Below are 18,458 nucleotides of genomic sequence, written 5' to 3' on the forward strand. Positions count from 1 at the left end.
GCGGAGGTGATATCGGTTTCCGCTCGGCGAATGTGTCTCACTACGATGGCTTGCACCGGGCGGGCGTTCCGGTGTCACATTCGTCGAAAGGAACATCGTGCTGCGCACCCACTTGGCTGGTTCGCTGCGAAGCGAGCACGCCGGTCAGACCGTCACCCTCAGCGGCTGGGTGGCCCGGCGGCGTGACCACGGTGGCGTGATCTTCATCGATCTGCGCGATGCGTCCGGTGTGGCGCAGGTGGTGTTCCGTGAGGGCGAGCCCGCCGAACAGGCGCATCGTCTGCGTGCGGAGTACTGCGTCAAGATCACCGGCGTGGTCGAGCAGCGCCCCTCGGGCAACGAGAACCCCGACCTTCCCACCGGCGCCATCGAAGTCAACGTCAGTGCGCTGGAGGTGCTCAACGAGAGCGCCCCGCTGCCGTTCCAGCTCGACGAGCAGCCCGGTGAAGAGGCCCGGCTGACTCATCGCTACCTCGACCTGCGTCGTGAGGGCCCGGCCCACACCATCCGGTTGCGGTCCAAGGTCAATGCCGCCGCCCGCCACGTGCTGGCCCGCCATGAGTTCGTCGAGGTGGAAACCCCCACCCTGACGCGGTCCACTCCGGAGGGCGCGCGCGACTTCCTGGTGCCCGCGCGGCTGCAGCCCGGCAACTTCTACGCCCTGCCGCAGAGCCCGCAGCTGTTCAAGCAGCTGCTCATGGTCGGTGGCATCGAGCGCTACTACCAGATCGCGCGCTGCTACCGCGACGAGGACTTCCGTGCCGACCGGCAGCCCGAGTTCACCCAGCTCGACATCGAGATGAGCTTCATCCGCCAGGAGGACGTGATCCTGCTGGCCGAGGAGATCCTGTCGGCGCTGTGGGAGCTCATCGGCTACGAGATCCCCACCCCGATTCCGCATATGACCTACCACGAGGCGATGCGCCGCTTCGGTAGCGACAAGCCCGATCTGCGCTTCGGTGTGGAGATCACCGAGTGCACCGAGTTCTTCAAGGACACGCCGTTCCGGGTGTTCCAGGCGCCCTATGTCGGCGCGGTCGTGATGCCGGGTGGTGCGAGCCAGCCGCGTCGCCAGCTCGACGCCTGGCAGGAGTGGGCCAAACAGCGTGGCGCCAAGGGCCTGGCGTACGTGCTGATCGACGAGGACGGCGTGCTCGGCGGTCCGGTCGCCAAGAACCTGAGCGAGACCGAACGGGCCACCCTGGCCGACCATGTCGGCGCCAAGCCCGGTGACTGCGTGTTCTTCGCCGCGGGCGCGCCAAAGGCGCAGCGGGCGCTGCTCGGCGCCGCGCGTGGTGAGATCGCGCGCAAGGTCGGCCTGATCGACGAGAACGCGTGGGCGTTCGTGTGGATCGTGGACGCGCCGCTGTTCGAGCCCGTCGCCGAGGCGACCGCGAGCGGTGATGTGGCGCTGGGTCATTCGGCCTGGACGGCGGTGCATCACGCCTTCACTTCGCCCAAGCCGGAGTCGATGGACACCTTCGACACCGATCCGGGTTCAGCGCTGGCCTACGCCTACGACATCGTCTGCAACGGCAATGAGATCGGCGGCGGCAGCATCCGTATCCATCGTCGTGACGTGCAAGAACGCGTGTTCGAGGTGATGGGCATCAGCCATGAGGAGGCCCAGGAGAAGTTCGGATTCCTGTTGGGCGCCTTCGCTTTCGGTGCACCGCCGCACGGTGGTATCGCCTTCGGCTGGGACCGGATCACCGCACTGCTCGCCGGGCTCGATTCCATCCGTGAGGTGATCGCCTTCCCGAAGACCGGTGGCGGTGTCGACCCGTTGACCGATGCGCCCGCGCCCATCACCGCGCAGCAGCGAAAGGAAGCCGGACTCGACGCCAAGCCGGAAATCAAGGGCGTGACCGGGGTTTCGGGTGACGGCGCCGCCGCCACCAGCGAAACCGCCAAGGGTTAGCGGCCGATACAACGACGGCCGGTCCCCTCGGGGACCGGCCGTCGTTGTATCAGTGGCAAGTCAGATCGCCGACACCTCACCGCCGGTCATGGTGCGGTAGGCGTAGGTCACCGCGATTGTCGCCACCGGACCGGCCACCAGCAGACCGAATCCACACGCCAGCACGCCGAGTAGTGCGACGACCATGACCGTCAGTGTGAGCAGTAAGACCGGCCAGATATTGGCGATCACGAGCTTGACGCTCGAGGTGATGGCCTCGATCGGGCCCTGGTTCTGGTCGACCACGAAATGCAGCGAGAACATGCATCCCATGCCGACCGCGATACCCGGCAGCAGGCACAGCGTCGAAGCGAGCACAGTTGCAAGGAATGCCAGCACCGCGGTCAACAGCACATTACCGGCGTTGCCGATATGGAAGTATGAGCCGAAAGTCGCTGGATAACCGTTGGTTTCGTAGAGGGCGCCGCGGACCATCGCCGCTTGCAGCAGCCACAGTCCGGCCATCACAGCCAAGAAGATGAAGATCACCGTCAGTGCCGAGCGCGGTGCGAGTACCTGCACGACCGCGACGAACAGCAGGTAGATCACCAGACCGAGCGCGCTCACCGCGAGCCACGGACCGGGATTTCGGCGGAATTTCTCCCAGCCGTAACTGAGCGCATGGCCGACGTCGAGTGCGCTCGGCACACCGGTGCCGCTCTGGCTTTGATACCCGTAGGTCGGCGCCTGCGGGTCGGGGCCGGTGCCGGGCGAACCATAGGTCGGATGCGGTTGTGCCCGACCCAGCGGCGGCGCAGGTTCGACCGGTTCGTTGCCGTACTGGGCGGCACCGGGACCCTCGAACTGCGGGTATCCTGCGGCGCCCGGCATTTCGTGGCGGCCGTGGCCGGGCGGGTAGGGCGCGGAGGGGTCGCTGCCAGGGCCTTGCCCCGTGCCGCCGCCCGGCGCGGGCTTGTCGCCGGGCGGTTGCGGCGCGGCGGATGGTGTGTCGGTCACGGTGGTCGACCTTTCGGGTCAGCTGGTTTGCGCTGTGGCGCACGGTAGTTGACGACCAGGAAACAGCACGGCTGCCATCGTCTCAAGTGATCGGCGCCCACTACCAGAGCGGCGCGGGGACACGCCGGGCGACGCGGAAAGGTTGCGCAACCGCTCGCTAGAAGTGACCCGATGCGAGTACTTTGATCTGTGATGACCGCACTATTGGCCGAACGCGCCACCGAAGTCGTGTCCGCAGCACAACAGTTGCTCACAAAGCGCATGGGTGCTCCGGTGAAGCTGAGCGACCCCATCGAACTCAGCGGTAGTGGTAGGACGACGGTCCTACGCGTGCGAGTAGCCGAGAATGCCTTCTCGCTACCTCGGACCCTGATCCTCAAGCAGGTGCGCGGCACCGCGCCGATGCCACGCAACGCGGGCATCACGCCCGGCGTCGCCAGCATCGACTCCGCATTCCTGCGGGAGGCGGTGTCCTACCAGTTCACCACCGCGCTCAGCCGCGAACAGCGGCCCGGCGCCTATCTCATCGCGCACAGCCTGCCCGATCGGCTGCTCGTGCTCAGCGACCTCGGCGAGAACGCTCGACTCACCAGTGTGCTGCAATCGGGTGCCGAACCGGCCACCCAGAACGCCATGATGGCGTTCGCGCAGGCGCTTGGTCGCATGCATGCGGCGACGGTGGGCCGCGAGGCCGATTTCGTCGCCCTGCTGCGCCGCGTCGACGTGGCTCATCGCATCGACGGCATCGCCCAGCAGTCGGAGGCGGCGGTCGCCGAGGTGCCCGGCCTGCTGCGCCGTGAACTCGGCGTCGAGGTGCCCGACGAGCTGGCCACCAAGATCGTGCACGGCGCCCGTCTGTTCTCCGGCGGACGGTTCCGCGCCTTCAGCCCGTCGGATCTGTGCCCGGACAATGTCATCCTCAACGATGAGGGCGCCCGCATCCTCGACTACGAGTGGGGCGGGTTCCGTGACGCCACGCTCGACATCGCCTACGCGTTGGTCTCGTTCCCGGGCTGCCTGTGCGATGTGGAGCTGTCCCGCGAACGGGCCGCGCAGATGGTCGAGGCCTGGCGCGCCGAGGTCGTTGGTGTCTGGCCTGCTCTCGCCGACGACATCCTGCTCGCCGAGAAGATCCTGGAAGCACGTCTGATCTGGGTCTGGCTGTCGACCTACTGGTTCCTACCCGCCGATCACACCCGCATTGCCGCTGCTCGTGAGCACGGGCTGTCGGTGCCACGGTCGGAAGCGCTGATCAATCGCTGGGCCGCCCTCGCCGAGGACGCACGCGTCACCGGTGACGATGTCATCGGCGATTTCGCCGAGGGCATGACGGCGCTGCTCGTGGAGCGCTGGGACGAGTAATGATCGGCAGTGCGGCCGGTCATCCGCGCTCGAGGCCGGTGCGAGCGTAGCCCTGAGACGCGGCTCGAGCCTCACTGGCACATCGGAACCTCAGTACAGGGCGGCCTCGATGAGTGAGATCGGCACGGGCGACGGCCGGTGTCGGCCGACGCGCTGCGCGAGCCCGCGAGGGCAGGCAGGACGGTTCAGAGTGTCGGTGCCGGCCGCGGCTCGACCCTGCCGCCAGCTCGTACCGCGAACGAGGCACCATGGCGAATGCCGGTGCCGGCATCGGCGACATCGAACACGTAGAACCAATCCATCTGCGTCTGTGCCGCCGTCACATCGAGCACCCCGAACCCGTGTGAATCCAGCTCGACATACCGCAGATGCCGGTTGACACCCTTGATCGCCTCCTCGACCGGCACCGCTGCGGTGCGCGGCGGGGCATGCATCAGTTCACCCATGCTGGACGAGGTCACCGACGGCACCACGAATTCCGCCCCGACACTCGGCCCGGCCGGGTCGGCGGCGTTCACCGGCAGATCCGCCGCCCACGACGAGTGGATGTCGCCGGTCAGGAACACCACATCCGACACGCCCCGCTCGGTGATCGCCCGGTACAGCCGCGCCCGGTCGGCGGTGTAGCCATCCCACTGGTCGGCGTTGGCGGGCAGGCCCGACTGCGGGATGCCCATCGTCTGCGTGATCGCGGCAGTCGTCGTCGGATCCAGCGGCGGGAACACCAGCGGTGCGATCATCACCGAGTTGCCCACCAGCTTCCAGGTCGCCGTCGAGGACGCCAGCCCGGCGGTCAGCCAATCCATCTGGGCTCGTCCGGTGAGGGTGCGTTCCGGGTTGTCCACCTCACGCCAGCCCGCGCCCGGCTTCACTTCCTGGTCGCGATAGCTGCGCAGATCCAACATCGACAGTTCGGCCAGAGTGCCGAATCGCAGGCGGCGATAGATCCGCACCCCCGAACCCGAACTCGATGCCCGCACCGGCATCCACTCCAGATAGGCCCGCGCCGAGGCTGCCCTGCGGTCGGCCCAGGAGCCCATGGTGGCCGGATCGTGCTTGCTCGAGCCGCCGGACCAGGAGTTATCGGCCGATTCGTGGTCGTCCCAGGTGCAGATGAAGGGCAGCAAAGCATGCAGACGTTGCAGGTCGGGATCGGTTTTGTACTGGGCGTGCCGGATGCGGTAGTCGGCGAGGGTGACGATCTCGTTGGCCGGATCGTGCGGCCGCACCGATCCGGTGCGGCCGCCGTACTCGCCGCGTCCGTATTCGTACAGGTAGTCGCCCAGATGCAGGATGGCGTCGAGGTCGGTGCGGCCGGCGAGGTGGCGATAGGCGCCGAAGAATCCGGCCTCCCAGTTCGCACACGACACCACACCGAAGCGCAGGCGGTCGGGGGCGGAACCGAGCTCCGGCGCGGTCCGGGTGCGACCGACCGGAGAGGTCTGGTCGAGGGCGGTGAAGCGGTAGAAGTACACGCAGCCGGGCGCCAGACCGGTGACATCGACCTTGACCGTGTGGTCGGACGCCGCGGCGGCGGTGGTCGTCCCGGCGGCGGTGATCGACGCGAAATTCTCGTCGGCGGCTACCTCCCAGCGCACGGCTGCGGTGGCGCCTGCACCCGAGCCGGGGGTAGCGGCGTCGGCGACGGTGACGCGAGTCCAGATGATCACGCCGTCGGGCAGTGGATCGCCGGAGGCGACGCCGTGCCGGAACACCGGCGCGTCGGCTCCTGCAGGTGCCGCGAGCGCGATACTCGCACCGGCCGCGGCGACCGCGCCACCCTTCAGCACGATGCGTCGCCGCACAGCGGCAGCATCTGAAACGACCACGTTTTCAGCCACGATCATTGATCACAGTCCATCGGCCCTGCACTCGCAAATCGAGCCGCCGCGCGCGGCTCGATGCGCCCGGCGGGCGTGTCGGACCCGGCCGGTAGCGTCAGCATCATGACCGACGGATTGTTCGATGTGCCTGGTGCGGGACCGCCGGGAAGCGGCGCACTCGACACCGACGTCGCCTTCCGTGGCCCCGGCGCGGCGGCCCCGTTGGCAGTGCGGATGCGCCCGGCGACGCTGGACGAGGTCGTCGGCCAGCAGCATCTGCTCGGCTCGGGTTCACCACTGCGCAGGCTGATCGAGGGCTCCGGAGCGGCGTCGGTGCTGTTGTACGGGCCGCCGGGTACCGGAAAGACCACACTGGCCTCGCTGATCTCCCAGGCGACCGGGCGGCGATTCGAGGCGTTGTCGGCGCTGTCGGCGGGCGTCAAGGAGGTGCGCGCGGTCATCGACATCGCGCGCAGGCGGTTGACCGCCGGTGAACAGACGGTGCTGTTCATCGACGAGGTGCACCGGTTCTCCAAGACCCAGCAGGATGCGCTACTCGCCGCGGTGGAGAACCGGATCGTGCTGCTGGTCGGCGCCACCACCGAGAACCCGTCGTTCTCGGTGGTCTCCCCGCTGTTGTCGCGGTCGCTGGTGCTGCAGTTGCGTTCGTTGACCGAGGACGACATCCGCACCGTGCTGCGCCGCGCCATCGCCGACCCACGTGGGCTCGGCGAGCAGTTCACCGTGACCGATGCCGCGCTCGACCACATCGTGCGTATCGCAGGTGGCGATGCCAGGCGCGCGCTCACCGCGCTGGAGGCATCGGCGGAATCCTCGCTCGACGGCAGCGTCGATGTCGATCTGGTAGAAGCCAGTGTCGACAAGGCCGCGGTCCGCTACGACCGGGCCGGCGATCAGCATTACGACGTCATCAGCGCGTTCATCAAATCCATTCGCGGTTCCGACGTCGACGCCGCCCTGCACTACCTGGCCAGGATGTTGAATGCGGGGGAGGACCCGCGCTTCATCGCGCGCAGGCTGATGATCCACGCCAGCGAAGACATCGGCATGGCCGATCCCACGGCGCTGCAAACCGCCACCGCCGCCGCGCAGGTCGTCCAGCTGGTCGGCCTGCCGGAGGGCAAGCTCGCGCTGGCGCAGGCCACCATCCATCTGGCCACCGCGCCGAAATCCGGTGCGGTGGTCGCGGCGATCGGGGCCGCGATGGCCGATGTCGCGGCGGGCAAGGCCGGTGCGGTCCCGCCGCATTTGCGCGACGGCCACTATGCGGGTGCGGCGAAGCTGGGCAATGCGCAGGGCTATCGCTATCCGCATGACGATCCGGGCGGTGTGCTGACCCAGCAGTATCCGCCCGACGAACTCGTCGGCGTCGACTACTACCAGCCGACCGACCACGGTCACGAACGCGCGGTCGGCCCTCGGGTGGACAAGTTGCGTCGCATCGTGCGCGGCGAGTGACACCTGCCGCGCACGGGTGTGACGCACACGGTCGACTCGATGAAAAACCGGGTGCACCGCACCGGTAGGCTGGATATTTGTGCAGACCCACGAGATCCGACGGCGATTCCTGGACCATTTCGTGCGCGCCGGGCATACCGAGGTGCCCAGCGCCTCGTTGATCCTCGACGACCCGAACCTGCTGTTCGTCAACGCAGGCATGGTCCAGTTCAAGCCGTACTTCCTCGGCCAGGAGACCCCGCCGTTCCCGCGGGCGACGAGCGTGCAGAAATGCGTGCGCACCGGCGATATCGAAGAAGTGGGCATCACCACCCGGCACAACACCTTCTTCCAGATGGCGGGCAACTTCTCCTTCGGTGACTACTTCAAGGAAGGCGCGATCAGCTTCGCGTGGGAGCTGATCACCAAGTCGCAGGAGGACGGCGGGTACGGGTTCGATCCCGAACGTATCTGGGTCACCGCCTACGAGTCCGATCCGGAGGCCGCCGAGATCTGGCGCCGGGTCGCGGGCATCCCCTCCGAGCGCATCCAGTTCCGCGACGGCAAGGACAACTACTGGGACATGGGCGTGCCCGGTCCCGGGGGTCCCTGCTCGGAGATCTACTACGACCGCGGCCCCGAACACGGCAAGGACGGTGGTCCGGTCGCCGACGAGGACCGCTACCTCGAAATCTGGAACCTGGTCTTCATGCAGGACATCCGCGGTGAGCTGAGCCCCAAGCTCGGCCATCCGCCGGTCGGTGTGCTGCCGAAGAAGAACATCGACACCGGTATGGGCGTGGAGCGGATCGCGCTGCTGCTGCAGGGTGTCGACAACGTCTACGAGACCGACCTGCTGCGCCCGATCATCGACAAGGCCGAGGCGCTCACCGGCCGCTCCTACGGTGTCGAGCACACCGACGATGTGCGGTTCCGCGTCATCGCCGACCATGCGCGCACCGCGGCCATGCTGATTGCCGACGGTGTCAACCCCGGCAACGACGGCCGTGGCTATGTGCTGCGCCGGCTGCTGCGTCGCATCGTGCGCTCGGCACGGCTGCTCGGCGCCGACAAGCCGGTCATGAGCGAGTTCATGAAGGTCGTCAGCGAGCTCATGTCGCCGTCGTACCCGGAGCTGGCCACCGATTACGGTCGCATCGAAACCGTCGCGATTGGCGAGGAAACCGCCTTCCTCAAGACGCTGAACACCGGCTCGAAGCTGTTCGACGACACCGCCGACTCCGTGAAGGCCTCCGGCGGCAAGACCATCGCGGGCTCGGACGCGTTCACCCTGCACGACACCTACGGCTTCCCGATCGACCTCACCCTGGAGATGGCCGCAGAGGCCGGGCTCTCGGTCGACGAGGAGGGCTTCCGCTCGTTGATGGCCGAGCAGCGCCGTCGCGCCAAGGAAGACGCCCAGGCCCGCAAGCATGCGCACGCCGACCTGTCGGTGTACAAGGACCTGGTCGACCGCGGCGCCACCGAGTTCACCGGCTTCGACGAGCTGACTTCCGAGGCGCACGTATTGGCGCTGATCGCCGACGGCGTGCGGGTGCCGACCGCCACCGCGGGCAACGACGTCGAGGTGATCCTGGACCGCAGCCCGCTCTACGCCGAGTCCGGCGGGCAGATCGCCGACCGCGGCACCATCACCGCGTCGGGACTGAAGCTGCGGGTCAACGACGTCCAGAAGATCGCCAAGAAGGTGTGGGTGCACAAGTGCACCGTGGAGCAGGGCCAGATCACCGAGGGTGATGTGGTGCTCGCCCAGTCCGATCCGGCCTGGCGTCGCGGCGCGACCCAGGGTCACTCGGGCACGCATATGGTGCACGCCGCGCTGCGGCAGGTGCTCGGACCCAATGCCGTGCAGGCGGGTTCGCTGAACAAGCCGGGGTACCTGCGTTTCGACTTCAACTGGCAGGGCCAGCTCTCCGAGCAGCAGAAGGCCGATATCGAGGCCGTCTCCAACGACGGTGTCGGCGCCGACTATCCGGTGAACACCTTCGTCACGGATCTGCCCAAGGCCAAGCAGATGGGCGCGCTCGCGTTGTTCGGTGAGAATTACGGTGACCAGGTGCGGGTGGTGGAGATCGGTGGTCCGTTCTCCATGGAGCTGTGCGGTGGCACCCACGTTCAGCACTCCTCGCAGATCGGCCCGATCACCCTGCTCGGCGAGGCGTCGGTCGGTTCGGGCGTGCGGCGTGTGGAAGCCTTCGTCGGCCTGGACTCCTACAAGTACCTGGCCAAGGAGCGCGCGCTGCTGGCCGGTGTCGCCTCCTCACTGAAGGTGCCCTCCGATGAGGTCCCCGCCCGTGTGGAGCAGCTGGTGGAGCGTTTGAAGGTGGCCGAGAAGGAACTCGAGCGCACCAAGATCGCCGCCGTGCTCGCCTCCGCGGGCACCCTGGCCGACGGCGCCGAACGCGTCGGCAGGCTGCTGCTGGTGGCCGCTGCCGCGCCCGAGGGCGTCGCCGCGGGTGATCTGCGCACCCTGGCCACCGATATCCGCGGCCGACTCGGCAGCAACCCGGCCGTGGTCGTGCTGCTGGGCAACACCGACGGCAAGGTGCCGTTCGTGGTCACGGTGAACAAGCCGGCCCAGGAACTCGGCATCAAGGCGGGCGACCTCGTCGCGAGCTTCGGCCCGAGCATCTCCGGTCGCGGCGGCGGTAAGCCCGAGATGGCCCAGGGCGCGGGCTCGGATCCGTCGGGGATCGCGGCCGGGCTGGCCGCGGTCCGGGTACGGGTGGCCGAACTCGCCGGCTGATGGCTGAATCCGCGAGCACCGAACATCGGGGCGACCGGCCGGATCCGGCCACCGACCCGGGACGGGGCAGGCGCATCGCCATCGACGTCGGCAGCGTGCGTATCGGGGTCGCCTCGAGCGACCCTGATGGCGTGCTCGCCACCCCGGTGGAAACCGTGCCGAGAGCCAAACCGAATCCGCGCGCGGCCGGGCAAGGCCCCGACATCGCCAGGATTGCCGAAATTGTGCAGGAATACGAAGCCGTCGAAATAGTTGTCGGCTTGCCGCGCACGTTACGCGGGGAAAAAGGGACAGCCGCTACGCTGGCAATCGCATTCGCCGATCGTTTGCGGCCTGTTGTCGCCCCGGTGCCTATACGGCTTTCCGACGAACGTTTGACTACGGTGTCAGCTGCACGTGCATTGCGGGACAGCGGAGTTCGCGCACGCGGCCAGCGGCAGGTGATCGACCAAGCGGCTGCCGTGTCGATCCTGCAGGGATGGTTGGACGAACGGAGTTCGGTGTTGAAGTCGGTCGAAGAAGCGGAACGTCGCGTGTCGTCCGGAGACGATGCATGACCGATCGGTGGGCGCGGGCCGAGGAACGCTACCGTCAGCGGGAAGCCGACCGGCGCTACCGCCGGGACGATCAGGCGTGGGAGCGGGATAGTCGCGCGGGCGCGGACGGCGCGGGTAGCGCGACCGACGACGAGTGGGACTACCTCGAAGACGACGACACCACCGTCATTCCCCGGTACGTCGACGACGAGTTCGACGAACCCGAGCCCGAACCGGCACCGGCCCGGCGTGCCTCCTCGGCACGCATGAAGAGCGGTCAGCGCACCCGGCCGCGCTCGGAAGCGGCCGAATCGCGGCGCGGCGGGCGGCAACGTCCCGGATCACGCGGCAAGCGTACCCGGGTCGCCTCACGCAAGGCCGCCGAACGCAAACGTCGCCGCCGGTCCATGCTGCTCATTGCGGGCGTATTCGCGGTGCTCTTCATCGGAGCCGCCGGGTTCGCCGGCATGAAGCTCATGGACGGCTACGCCCCCGCCGAGGATTTCGCTGGTCCGGCGGGACCACCGGTGATCGTGCGAGTGCACGAGGGCGAGACCGCGTTGCAGATCGCCGACTCGATGGCGGACAAGGGTGTCGTCGCCAGCAGCGCCGCCTTCTACGAGGCCGCCGTGCGGAATACGAACATGAATTCGGTGCAGCCCGGGTATTACGCGATCCCGAGTCGCAGCCCGGCCGCCGACGCGGTGACGGCGCTGGTGAAGCCGGAGTCGCGCGTCGGCAATCTGGTCATCTCCGAAGGCAGGCAGCTGCACGACCAACACGATGTGAACACCGGCGCACGCCATGAAGGCATCTACACCAAGATCTCCGAGGCCAGCTGCGTCGGTGCCGAACCCGAGCGCAAGTGCGTCACCTACGAGCAGCTGGCGGCCGCGGGTGCCGGTATGGATCTGGCTGCGCTCGGCGTGCCGGAATGGGCGATGGAGTCGGTGCGCCAGGTCCCCGACCGTGCACGTCAGCTCGAAGGCCTGATCGCCGCGGGAAGCTTGGATTTCGATCCGAGCGGAACACCGGATCAAATTCTGAAGGAACTCGTCAGCGCGAGCGCCGCACTCTACGAATCCACCGGTCTGCTGCAGTCCGGCGGTGAGACCGGCCTGACGCCCTACGAGTCGCTGATCGCTGCCTCGCTGGTCGAACGTGAAGCGCTGCCGCAGGACATGGGCAAGGTCGCGCGAGTGATCGTGAACCGGCTGAAGGTCGATCAGCCACTGCAATTCGACTCCACCGTGAACTACTCCCTCGACACCACCGAGCTCGCCACCACCGACTCCGACCGGGCGCGGGTCACACCGTGGAACACCTACGCCATGTCCGGGCTGCCCGCCACACCCATTTCCTCGCCGTCGGCGGAGGCGTTGCGCGCGGTGGAACAGCCCGAACCCGGGCCGTGGCTGTACTTCGTGACGATCGATCAGCAGGGCACCACCTTGTTCACGCAGAGCTATTCGGAACATCTGCGCAATATCGACCGCGCCATGGAAAGCGGGATCCTCGACAGTGGGCGCTGAGTTCTCCAGCGCCGAGGTGCGCAAGGCCGCGGTGCTCGGTAGCCCGATCGCGCATTCGCGGTCGCCGCAACTGCATCTGGCGGCGTATCGGGCGCTCGGGTTGCCGTGGACCTACGAGCGCATCGAATGCACGGCCGAGCACCTACCGGGCCTGGTCGACGGACTCGGCCCCGAATGGGTGGGGCTGTCGGTCACGATGCCGGGCAAGGAGGCCGCGCTGGCGTACGCGACCGAGCGCACCGAGCGCGCGGAACTGGTCGGCTCGGCCAATACCCTGGTCCGTATCGACGGCGGCTGGCGTGCCGACTGCACCGATGTCGACGGCGTCCTCGGGGCGCTACGCGGCGGTGGCGTCGACTCGCTGTCGGAAGCGCTGGTGCTCGGTGCGGGCGGCACGGCACGTCCGGCGCTACTCGCCCTTGCCGAGCTGGGTGCCGAGGCAGTGACGATCGTGGCCCGCGATGCCGGGAGAGCCTCGAGTGCGGTGGATCTCGCGCATCGGCTGGGACTGAAGGCCACCGTGATCGGCTTCGACCCCGGCGCGGTGGGTGGTGCCGCCGCGCGGTCGGGCGCCGCGGTGAGTACCGTCCCGCCGTCGGCCGCGAGCGCCGTGGCCGATGCGGTCGCCGCCGCACCGGTGGTGCTCGACGCGATCTACAACCCGTGGCCGACCCCGCTGGCCGAGGCCGTGGCCCGCGCGGGCCACATCGTGGTCAGCGGACTCGACATGCTGATCAACCAGGCCTACGGGCAGGTCGAACAGTTCACCGGGCGCCCGGCCCCGCGCGCGGAAATGGCCGCGGCGCTCGACCCGATTCGCTGAACCGTCCTCAGCGGCCCACACCGAGCCGTTCGGACGCGATAGCCAGGTCTTTGTCGCCGGTTCCCGACAGGCACAGCACGACCAGCGCGCCCGGCGCCAGCTCGTCACGCTCGGCGCGCTCCATCAGGTGACCAACGGCATGCGCGGATTCGAGGGCCGCGAGCACGCCCTCCGTATGGCTGAGCGCCTTCAGGCCACGCAGTGCGTCGGCATCGGTGGCGGTACGGACGCTCGCCCGGCCGGCATCGCGCAGGTAGCTGAGTTCGGGGCCGACGCCGGGATAGTCGAGACCGGCGGCGATGCTGTGAGTGCGAATGATCTGGCCGTCTGTGTCCTGCAACAGATAGCTGAACGTGCCGTCCATCTCGCCGCGGCTGCCCGCAGTCAAGGTGGCGGCGTGCTCGCCGCTGGACACGCCACGTCCCGCCGCCTCGACGCCGACCAGTTCCACCTCGGGATCGGCCGCGAACGGATGAAACAGCCCGAGGGCATTGCTGCCACCACCGACACAGGCCAGCACGAGGTCGGGCAGCCTGCCTTCGGCCCGAAGGATGTCCGCGCGAGTTTCGGCGCCGATCACCGTCTGGAAATCCCGTACTATGCGCGGGTAGGGCGCGGGACCGACCACGGTACCGAGCAGCAAATGGGTGCTGGGGAGACTGGTCACCCACTCGCGGACCGACGCGCTGATGGCGTCCTTGACCCGGCGGCTGCCGGTCTCGACGGCCCGCACCTCGGCGCCGAGCAGCGTCATCCGGGCCACCGTGGCGGGCTGGCGGCGGATATCCTCGCCGCCCATGTAGATCACGCACTCCAGGCCGAGCATCGAGCACACGGTGGCCACCGCGACGCCGTGCTGCCCTGCGCCCGTCTCGGCCACGATCCTCGTCTTGCCCATGCGGGCCGCCAGTAGTGCCTGTCCCACCGCGTTGTTGATCTTGTGCGAGCCGGTGTGCGCCATATCCTCGCGTTTGAGATACACCGTCAGCCCCGGCACGCCGAGGCTCGCGGCGAAGCGGGGGACTTGATGCAATCGCGTCGGGCGTCCCACCCGCTCGTGTAGCAAGGTGGCGAGCCGGTCGGTGAACGCGGGATCGGAGCGTGCGGCCTTATACTCCTGCTCTAGTGCGAGCAGCGCAGGCATGAGGCCTTCGGGAACATAGCGTCCGCCAAAGGCGCCGAATCGGCCGTTCTCATCCGGATACTCGCCGTGTCGATAGATCGGCTCCACACCGAGATCGAGAACCATCCGCGTCTTCGCCTCCATCGTCGAGAACCGACCAAAAAGTCTTTACCAGTGGTGCGACTGCTTCGCCACGGCTGGGAAACGCCGCAGTGAACTGGCGGTGATGGCCGCTGACGGCGACGCGAGCAACTCTGTAACGGGTTCTAGTTTTGCGCGGAGGGGTTGAGGGTTATGGTGTTCGGCATGACAGCTTGGGTGTTGCGGGCCACAGTGCTCGGTGCGCTGGTCGTAGCCCTGCGGGTCCTGCTGGGGTTCGGCATGGTGAACTGGCCGACGCAGGGCGCGTGGATGCGGCTGCTCTGCTTGGTGGTGATCATCGGCGCGGTGGCCGGATGGGGCTTCCTCGACGGTCGCCGTGACCGGGCCGCTCACTCCGAGGGCGAAGGCAGCTCCGATCTGACGATCCTGTGGCTGAAGGCCGCGGTAGCAGGCGGTCTTGGCAGCGGTCTGGTGTCGTCGATCCTGGACATGGTGCCCAACGTCGACCTCGGCGACAACGGCCTGCTGTTCGAAATGACCGCGGGCGCGTCGTTCATCGTCCTGCTGATCTTCATCCCGGCCTTGGCCGGTATCGCGATCGGGCGCCGGGCTGCCGGACGCAAGAACGGTGCGGCTCCGGCCGGGTCCCACCAGCCGATAGCCGCCGCGTCCTGAATGGATGCTCCCGGGCGCGCCCGGGAGCATCGCTCTACAGCAGGATTGCGCCGCCCGCGCCCGGTTCGGCGTCACGGGCGATCGCCGAGTACGCAGCGGCGAGCAGCGTGGGATCGGGTCCTTCGAGGCGGCCGGGCTTGGCCAGACCGTCGAGGACCACGAAACGCAGGACGCCGGAACGGGTCTTCTTATCGGTCTGCATCGACTCGAGCAACTGCGGAAGGGCGTCCGCATCGTAGGTGGTGGGCAGGCCGACGCTGTCCAGGACCGTGCGGTGCCGGTCGGCGGTGGCGTCGTCGAGTCGCCCGGCCAGACGGCCGAGTTCGGCGGCGAACACCAGGCCCACCGAGACGGCGGCGCCGTGACGCCAGCGGTACCGTTCCCTGCGCTCGATCGCGTGGCCGAGAGTGTGTCCGTAGTTGAGGATTTCGCGCAGCGCCGCCTCCTTGAGATCGGCGGCCACCACCTCCGCCTTGACCGCGATCGCGCGGCGGATCAGTTCCGGCAGCACCTCGCCGGTGGGGTCGAGCGCGGCCTTCGGATCGGCTTCGATCAGCTCCAGGATCACCGGATCGGCGATGAAACCGGCCTTGATGATCTCGGCCATGCCCGCGACGATTTCGTTGTGCGGCACCGTTTCCAGAGTGGCCAGATCGACGAGGACCGCGGCAGGCTCGTGGAAGCAGCCGACCAGGTTCTTGCCTGCTTCGGTGTTGATGCCGGTCTTTCCGCCGACGGCGGCATCCACCATGGCGAGCAGGGTGGTCGGCACATGCACGATCTTCACCCCGCGCATCCAGGTGGCGGCCACGAACCCGGCGAGGTCGGTGGCGGCGCCGCCACCGAGACTGACGACGACGTCGTTGCGGGTCAGCCCGATCCGGCCGAGCACTTCCCAGCAGAAACCGGCCACGGCCAGTTCTTTACCGGCTTCGGCGTCGGGGATCTCGATGCGGTGTGCGTCGATCCCGGTGTCGGCCAGCGCCTTACGCACCACCTCGGCCGTTTCGGCCAGCGGCGGCTGATGGAAGATCGCGACCGTGCGCACGCCGGAACCACTGCCGGTGACCGACTCGACGAGCTCGCCGAGCAAACCGCGGCCGATGATCACCGGATACGGGTCGGCGGTGCGGACCTGGATGCGACTCGGCTCTGTCACGTGCTCTGCTCCGATTCTGTGCGTTCTTGTTGTGTGCGTGCGCGTGCGCGAGCCCGGCGAGCCCTGGCGCGGCGTGATCGACCGCTCGAGGAGGTGTTCGCGGCGGTTGCGTTCTGGCCGGTGGCAGCCGTGCCCGACTGCCCGGTAGTGGTGCCGGACTGCCCGGTGGTGACCGTGCCGGACTGCTCGGTTGTCCCGTTCTGTCCGTTTGCGGCTGCCTGCGCGGCTTTGCGGGCCGCTGCCCGTGCTCGAGATCGGCGGCGGGCCCTGGATCTGCTGCTGCCCTGCGGTGTGGTGGCGCGCGGCACCCGGTTCTGTGGCTCCGCGGTGTCGGCTGCGGCCGGTCGCACCGATTCCAGCGCCAGCTTGCCAAGGATCATCTTCACCACTCGGCCGGGGCTGCGCCCATCGGTGCGCACCCGAACGGTCGCGACCTCCCGATAGAGCGGACGGCGGCGGCGCATCAGCTCGCGGTATTTGGCGCCGGGATCGGTACCGTTGAGCAGTGGACGGGCATTGCTCGTCCCGGTGCGCCGAAGTCCTTCGGCCACACTGATTTCCAGGTACACCACGGTGCGGTCGCGCAGCAGGGCCCTTGTGTTCTCCGAGAGCACCGCGCCGCCACCGAGCGACACCACGCCCGGTTCGTCGAGAATCGCGCGGCGAACCACCCGCTCCTCGATCTTGCGGAACTCCTCCTCGCCGTCGGTGGCGAAGATGTCTGCGATGCTGCGCCCGGTCTCGCGTTCGATCCCTGCGTCGGTGTCGTACAACTCGACCCCGAGTTCGCGGGCGAGCTTGCGGCCGATCGTCGATTTACCTGCCCCGGGAGGTCCGACCAGCACCACGCGCGGAGCGCGCGGGTCGGCCTGGGAGATCATCGCGCCCGACTGTCCGCGTCGGTCGGCGCCACATGCGGACGGGAGCTGATGCGCTTGACGTAGCTGGTGACGTTGTCGGTGATCTCGGCAATCGAATCGCCGCCGAACTTCTCCAGCGCCGCCTGCGCGATCACCAGCGCCACCATCGATTCGGCAACCACACCCGCGGCGGGTACCGCGCACACATCGGAGCGCTGATGGATCGCCACAGCCTCCTCGCCGCTGCTCATGTCGACCGTCGACAGCGCACGCGGCACCGTGGAGATCGGCTTCATCGCAGCACGCACCCGCAGTGCTTCGCCGTTGGTCATACCGCCCTCGAGGCCTCCGGCGTGGTTGGTCGAGCGCAGCACACCGTCGGGGCCGGGCCGCATCTCGTCGTGCGCTTGGCTGCCGCGGCGCCGCGCGGTCTCGAAACCGTCGCCCACCTCGACGCCCTTGATCGCCTGGATGCCCATGAGCGCGGCAGCCAATCGGGAGTCGAGCCGGTTCTCGCCGCTGGTGAACGAGCCGAGGCCGACTGGAAGGCCCTCAACGACCACCTCGACCACACCACCGAGAGTGTCGCCGTCCTTTTTGGCTGCCTCGATCTCGGCGATCATGGCCGCTTCGGCGTCGGCGTCGAAGGCGCGCACCGGGCTGGCGTCGATCGCGTCCAGATCGGCCGCGGTCGGGGTGTGGCCGGTGGTGTTGGCAGCGGTGCCGATCGAGATCACGTGCGAGACGACCTCGACCCCGAAGGCCTGGCGCAGGAAGGAACGCGCCACCGTGCCTGCCGCGACACGGGCCGCGGTCTCGCGGGCGCTGGCGCGCTCCAGAACCGGACGGGCGTCCTCGAAGCCGTACTTGAGCATGCCCGAATAGTCGGCGTGACCGGGACGGGGGCGAGTGAGCGGGGCATTGCGGGCCAGATCGGCGAGCTCGGCCGGATCAACCGGATCGGCGGACATGACAGTGGTCCACTTCGGCCATTCGGAGTTGGCGACCTCGATGGCGACCGGGCCACCCATGGTGCGGCCGTGGCGCACACCGCCGACAATGGTGACCTTGTCGGCCTCGAACTTCATCCGGGCGCCGCGCCCGTACCCGAGGCGTCGACGCGCCAACTGTGCGGAGATCTCGTCCGACGTCACCTCGACCCCGGCCACCATGCCCTCGACGATGGCGACGAGAGCGGGACCATGGGATTCTCCAGCAGTTATCCAGCGCAGCACGCCGTCCATCTTCCCATGTGGACGCTCCCGGATGGGAAACCGGTCCGCCGTGATCAGCGGCACCCTCCTCGCCTGCGCGGAATGGT

Annotated in this window: 13 protein-coding genes and 1 pseudogene; 8 read left to right on the plus strand and 6 right to left on the minus strand. The window is 68.2% G+C overall.

From position 1 onward, the window contains the following. Positions 1-97 precede the first annotated feature (97 nt). On the plus strand, positions 98-1,921 hold the full coding sequence (aspS, locus tag GV792_RS16715) for an aspartate--tRNA ligase (protein WP_163825053.1): 1,824 nt from the start codon (positions 98-100) through the stop codon (positions 1,919-1,921). A 60-nt stretch (positions 1,922-1,981) separates the two neighbouring features. Here the strand turns inward: aspS and GV792_RS16720 are convergent, their stop codons facing one another. Next, on the minus strand, positions 1,982-2,917 hold the full coding sequence (locus tag GV792_RS16720) for a hypothetical protein (RefSeq protein WP_163825054.1): 936 nt from the start codon (positions 2,915-2,917) through the stop codon (positions 1,982-1,984). Between the two features lie 192 nt (positions 2,918-3,109). Between GV792_RS16720 and GV792_RS16725 the strand changes: the two genes are divergently transcribed. Beyond that, on the plus strand, positions 3,110-4,279 hold the full coding sequence (locus tag GV792_RS16725) for a phosphotransferase family protein (RefSeq protein WP_163825055.1): 1,170 nt from the start codon (positions 3,110-3,112) through the stop codon (positions 4,277-4,279). Between the two features lie 185 nt (positions 4,280-4,464). Here the strand turns inward: GV792_RS16725 and GV792_RS16730 are convergent, their stop codons facing one another. Then, complete coding sequence (locus GV792_RS16730) at positions 4,465-6,126, minus strand: alkaline phosphatase D family protein (RefSeq protein ID WP_163825056.1); 1,662 nt, start codon at positions 6,124-6,126, stop codon at positions 4,465-4,467. A gap of 99 nt (positions 6,127-6,225) precedes the next feature. Here GV792_RS16730 and GV792_RS16735 point away from each other — a divergent pair, with 99 nt between their 5' ends. The 5 genes from GV792_RS16735 (at position 6,226) to GV792_RS16755 (ending at position 13,218) form a co-directional block, all read left to right on the plus strand. Further along, positions 6,226-7,581, plus strand: a complete 1,356-nt coding sequence (locus GV792_RS16735; protein WP_163825057.1) for a replication-associated recombination protein A — start codon at positions 6,226-6,228, stop codon at positions 7,579-7,581. Between the two features lie 79 nt (positions 7,582-7,660). Continuing rightward, positions 7,661-10,327 carry an alanine--tRNA ligase gene (gene alaS, locus GV792_RS16740; protein ID WP_163825058.1) on the plus strand — a complete coding sequence of 889 codons (2,667 nt, stop codon included), beginning with the start codon at positions 7,661-7,663 and terminating at the stop codon, positions 10,325-10,327. Beyond that, positions 10,327-10,884 carry a Holliday junction resolvase RuvX gene (ruvX, locus tag GV792_RS16745; protein ID WP_163825059.1) on the plus strand — a complete coding sequence of 186 codons (558 nt, stop codon included), beginning with the start codon at positions 10,327-10,329 and terminating at the stop codon, positions 10,882-10,884. Before alaS ends, ruvX begins: the two co-directional genes overlap by 1 nt. Then, complete coding sequence (locus GV792_RS16750; RefSeq protein ID WP_163825060.1) at positions 10,881-12,395, plus strand: endolytic transglycosylase MltG; 1,515 nt, start codon at positions 10,881-10,883, stop codon at positions 12,393-12,395. Before ruvX ends, GV792_RS16750 begins: the two co-directional genes overlap by 4 nt. Then, positions 12,385-13,218: a shikimate dehydrogenase gene (locus GV792_RS16755; protein ID WP_163825061.1), complete on the plus strand. Its 834-nt coding sequence runs from the start codon at positions 12,385-12,387 to the stop codon at positions 13,216-13,218. Before GV792_RS16750 ends, GV792_RS16755 begins: the two co-directional genes overlap by 11 nt. A 7-nt stretch (positions 13,219-13,225) precedes the next feature. On the opposite strand, the gene trpB is transcribed toward GV792_RS16755, so the two are convergent. Next, entirely contained in the window at positions 13,226-14,485 is a 1,260-nt protein-coding gene (trpB, locus tag GV792_RS16760; RefSeq protein ID WP_256667920.1) for a tryptophan synthase subunit beta, read from the minus strand. Between the two features lie 162 nt (positions 14,486-14,647). Here trpB and GV792_RS16765 point away from each other — a divergent pair, with 162 nt between their 5' ends. Continuing rightward, complete coding sequence (locus GV792_RS16765) at positions 14,648-15,118, plus strand: B-4DMT family transporter (RefSeq protein ID WP_256667921.1); 471 nt, start codon at positions 14,648-14,650, stop codon at positions 15,116-15,118. 34 nt (positions 15,119-15,152) lie between these two features. Here the strand turns inward: GV792_RS16765 and aroB are convergent, their stop codons facing one another. The 3 genes and pseudogenes from aroB to aroC form a co-directional block, all read right to left on the minus strand. Next, positions 15,153-16,277: a 3-dehydroquinate synthase gene (aroB, locus tag GV792_RS16770; RefSeq protein ID WP_163825063.1), complete on the minus strand. Its 1,125-nt coding sequence runs from the start codon at positions 16,275-16,277 to the stop codon at positions 15,153-15,155. Positions 16,278-16,636: 359 nt separating this feature from the next. Next, positions 16,637-17,158, minus strand: a pseudogene (locus GV792_RS29620) (shikimate kinase); the annotation flags it as partial. Further along, positions 17,155-18,381 carry a chorismate synthase gene (gene aroC, locus GV792_RS16780; RefSeq protein WP_175583348.1) on the minus strand — a complete coding sequence of 409 codons (1,227 nt, stop codon included), beginning with the start codon at positions 18,379-18,381 and terminating at the stop codon, positions 17,155-17,157. The gene aroC and the pseudogene GV792_RS29620, both read right to left, overlap by 4 nt. Between the last annotated feature and the right edge of the window lie 77 nt (positions 18,382-18,458).

This window comes from Nocardia cyriacigeorgica (assembly GCF_010868145.1).
Lineage (GTDB): Bacteria > Actinomycetota > Actinomycetes > Mycobacteriales > Mycobacteriaceae > Nocardia > Nocardia cyriacigeorgica_D.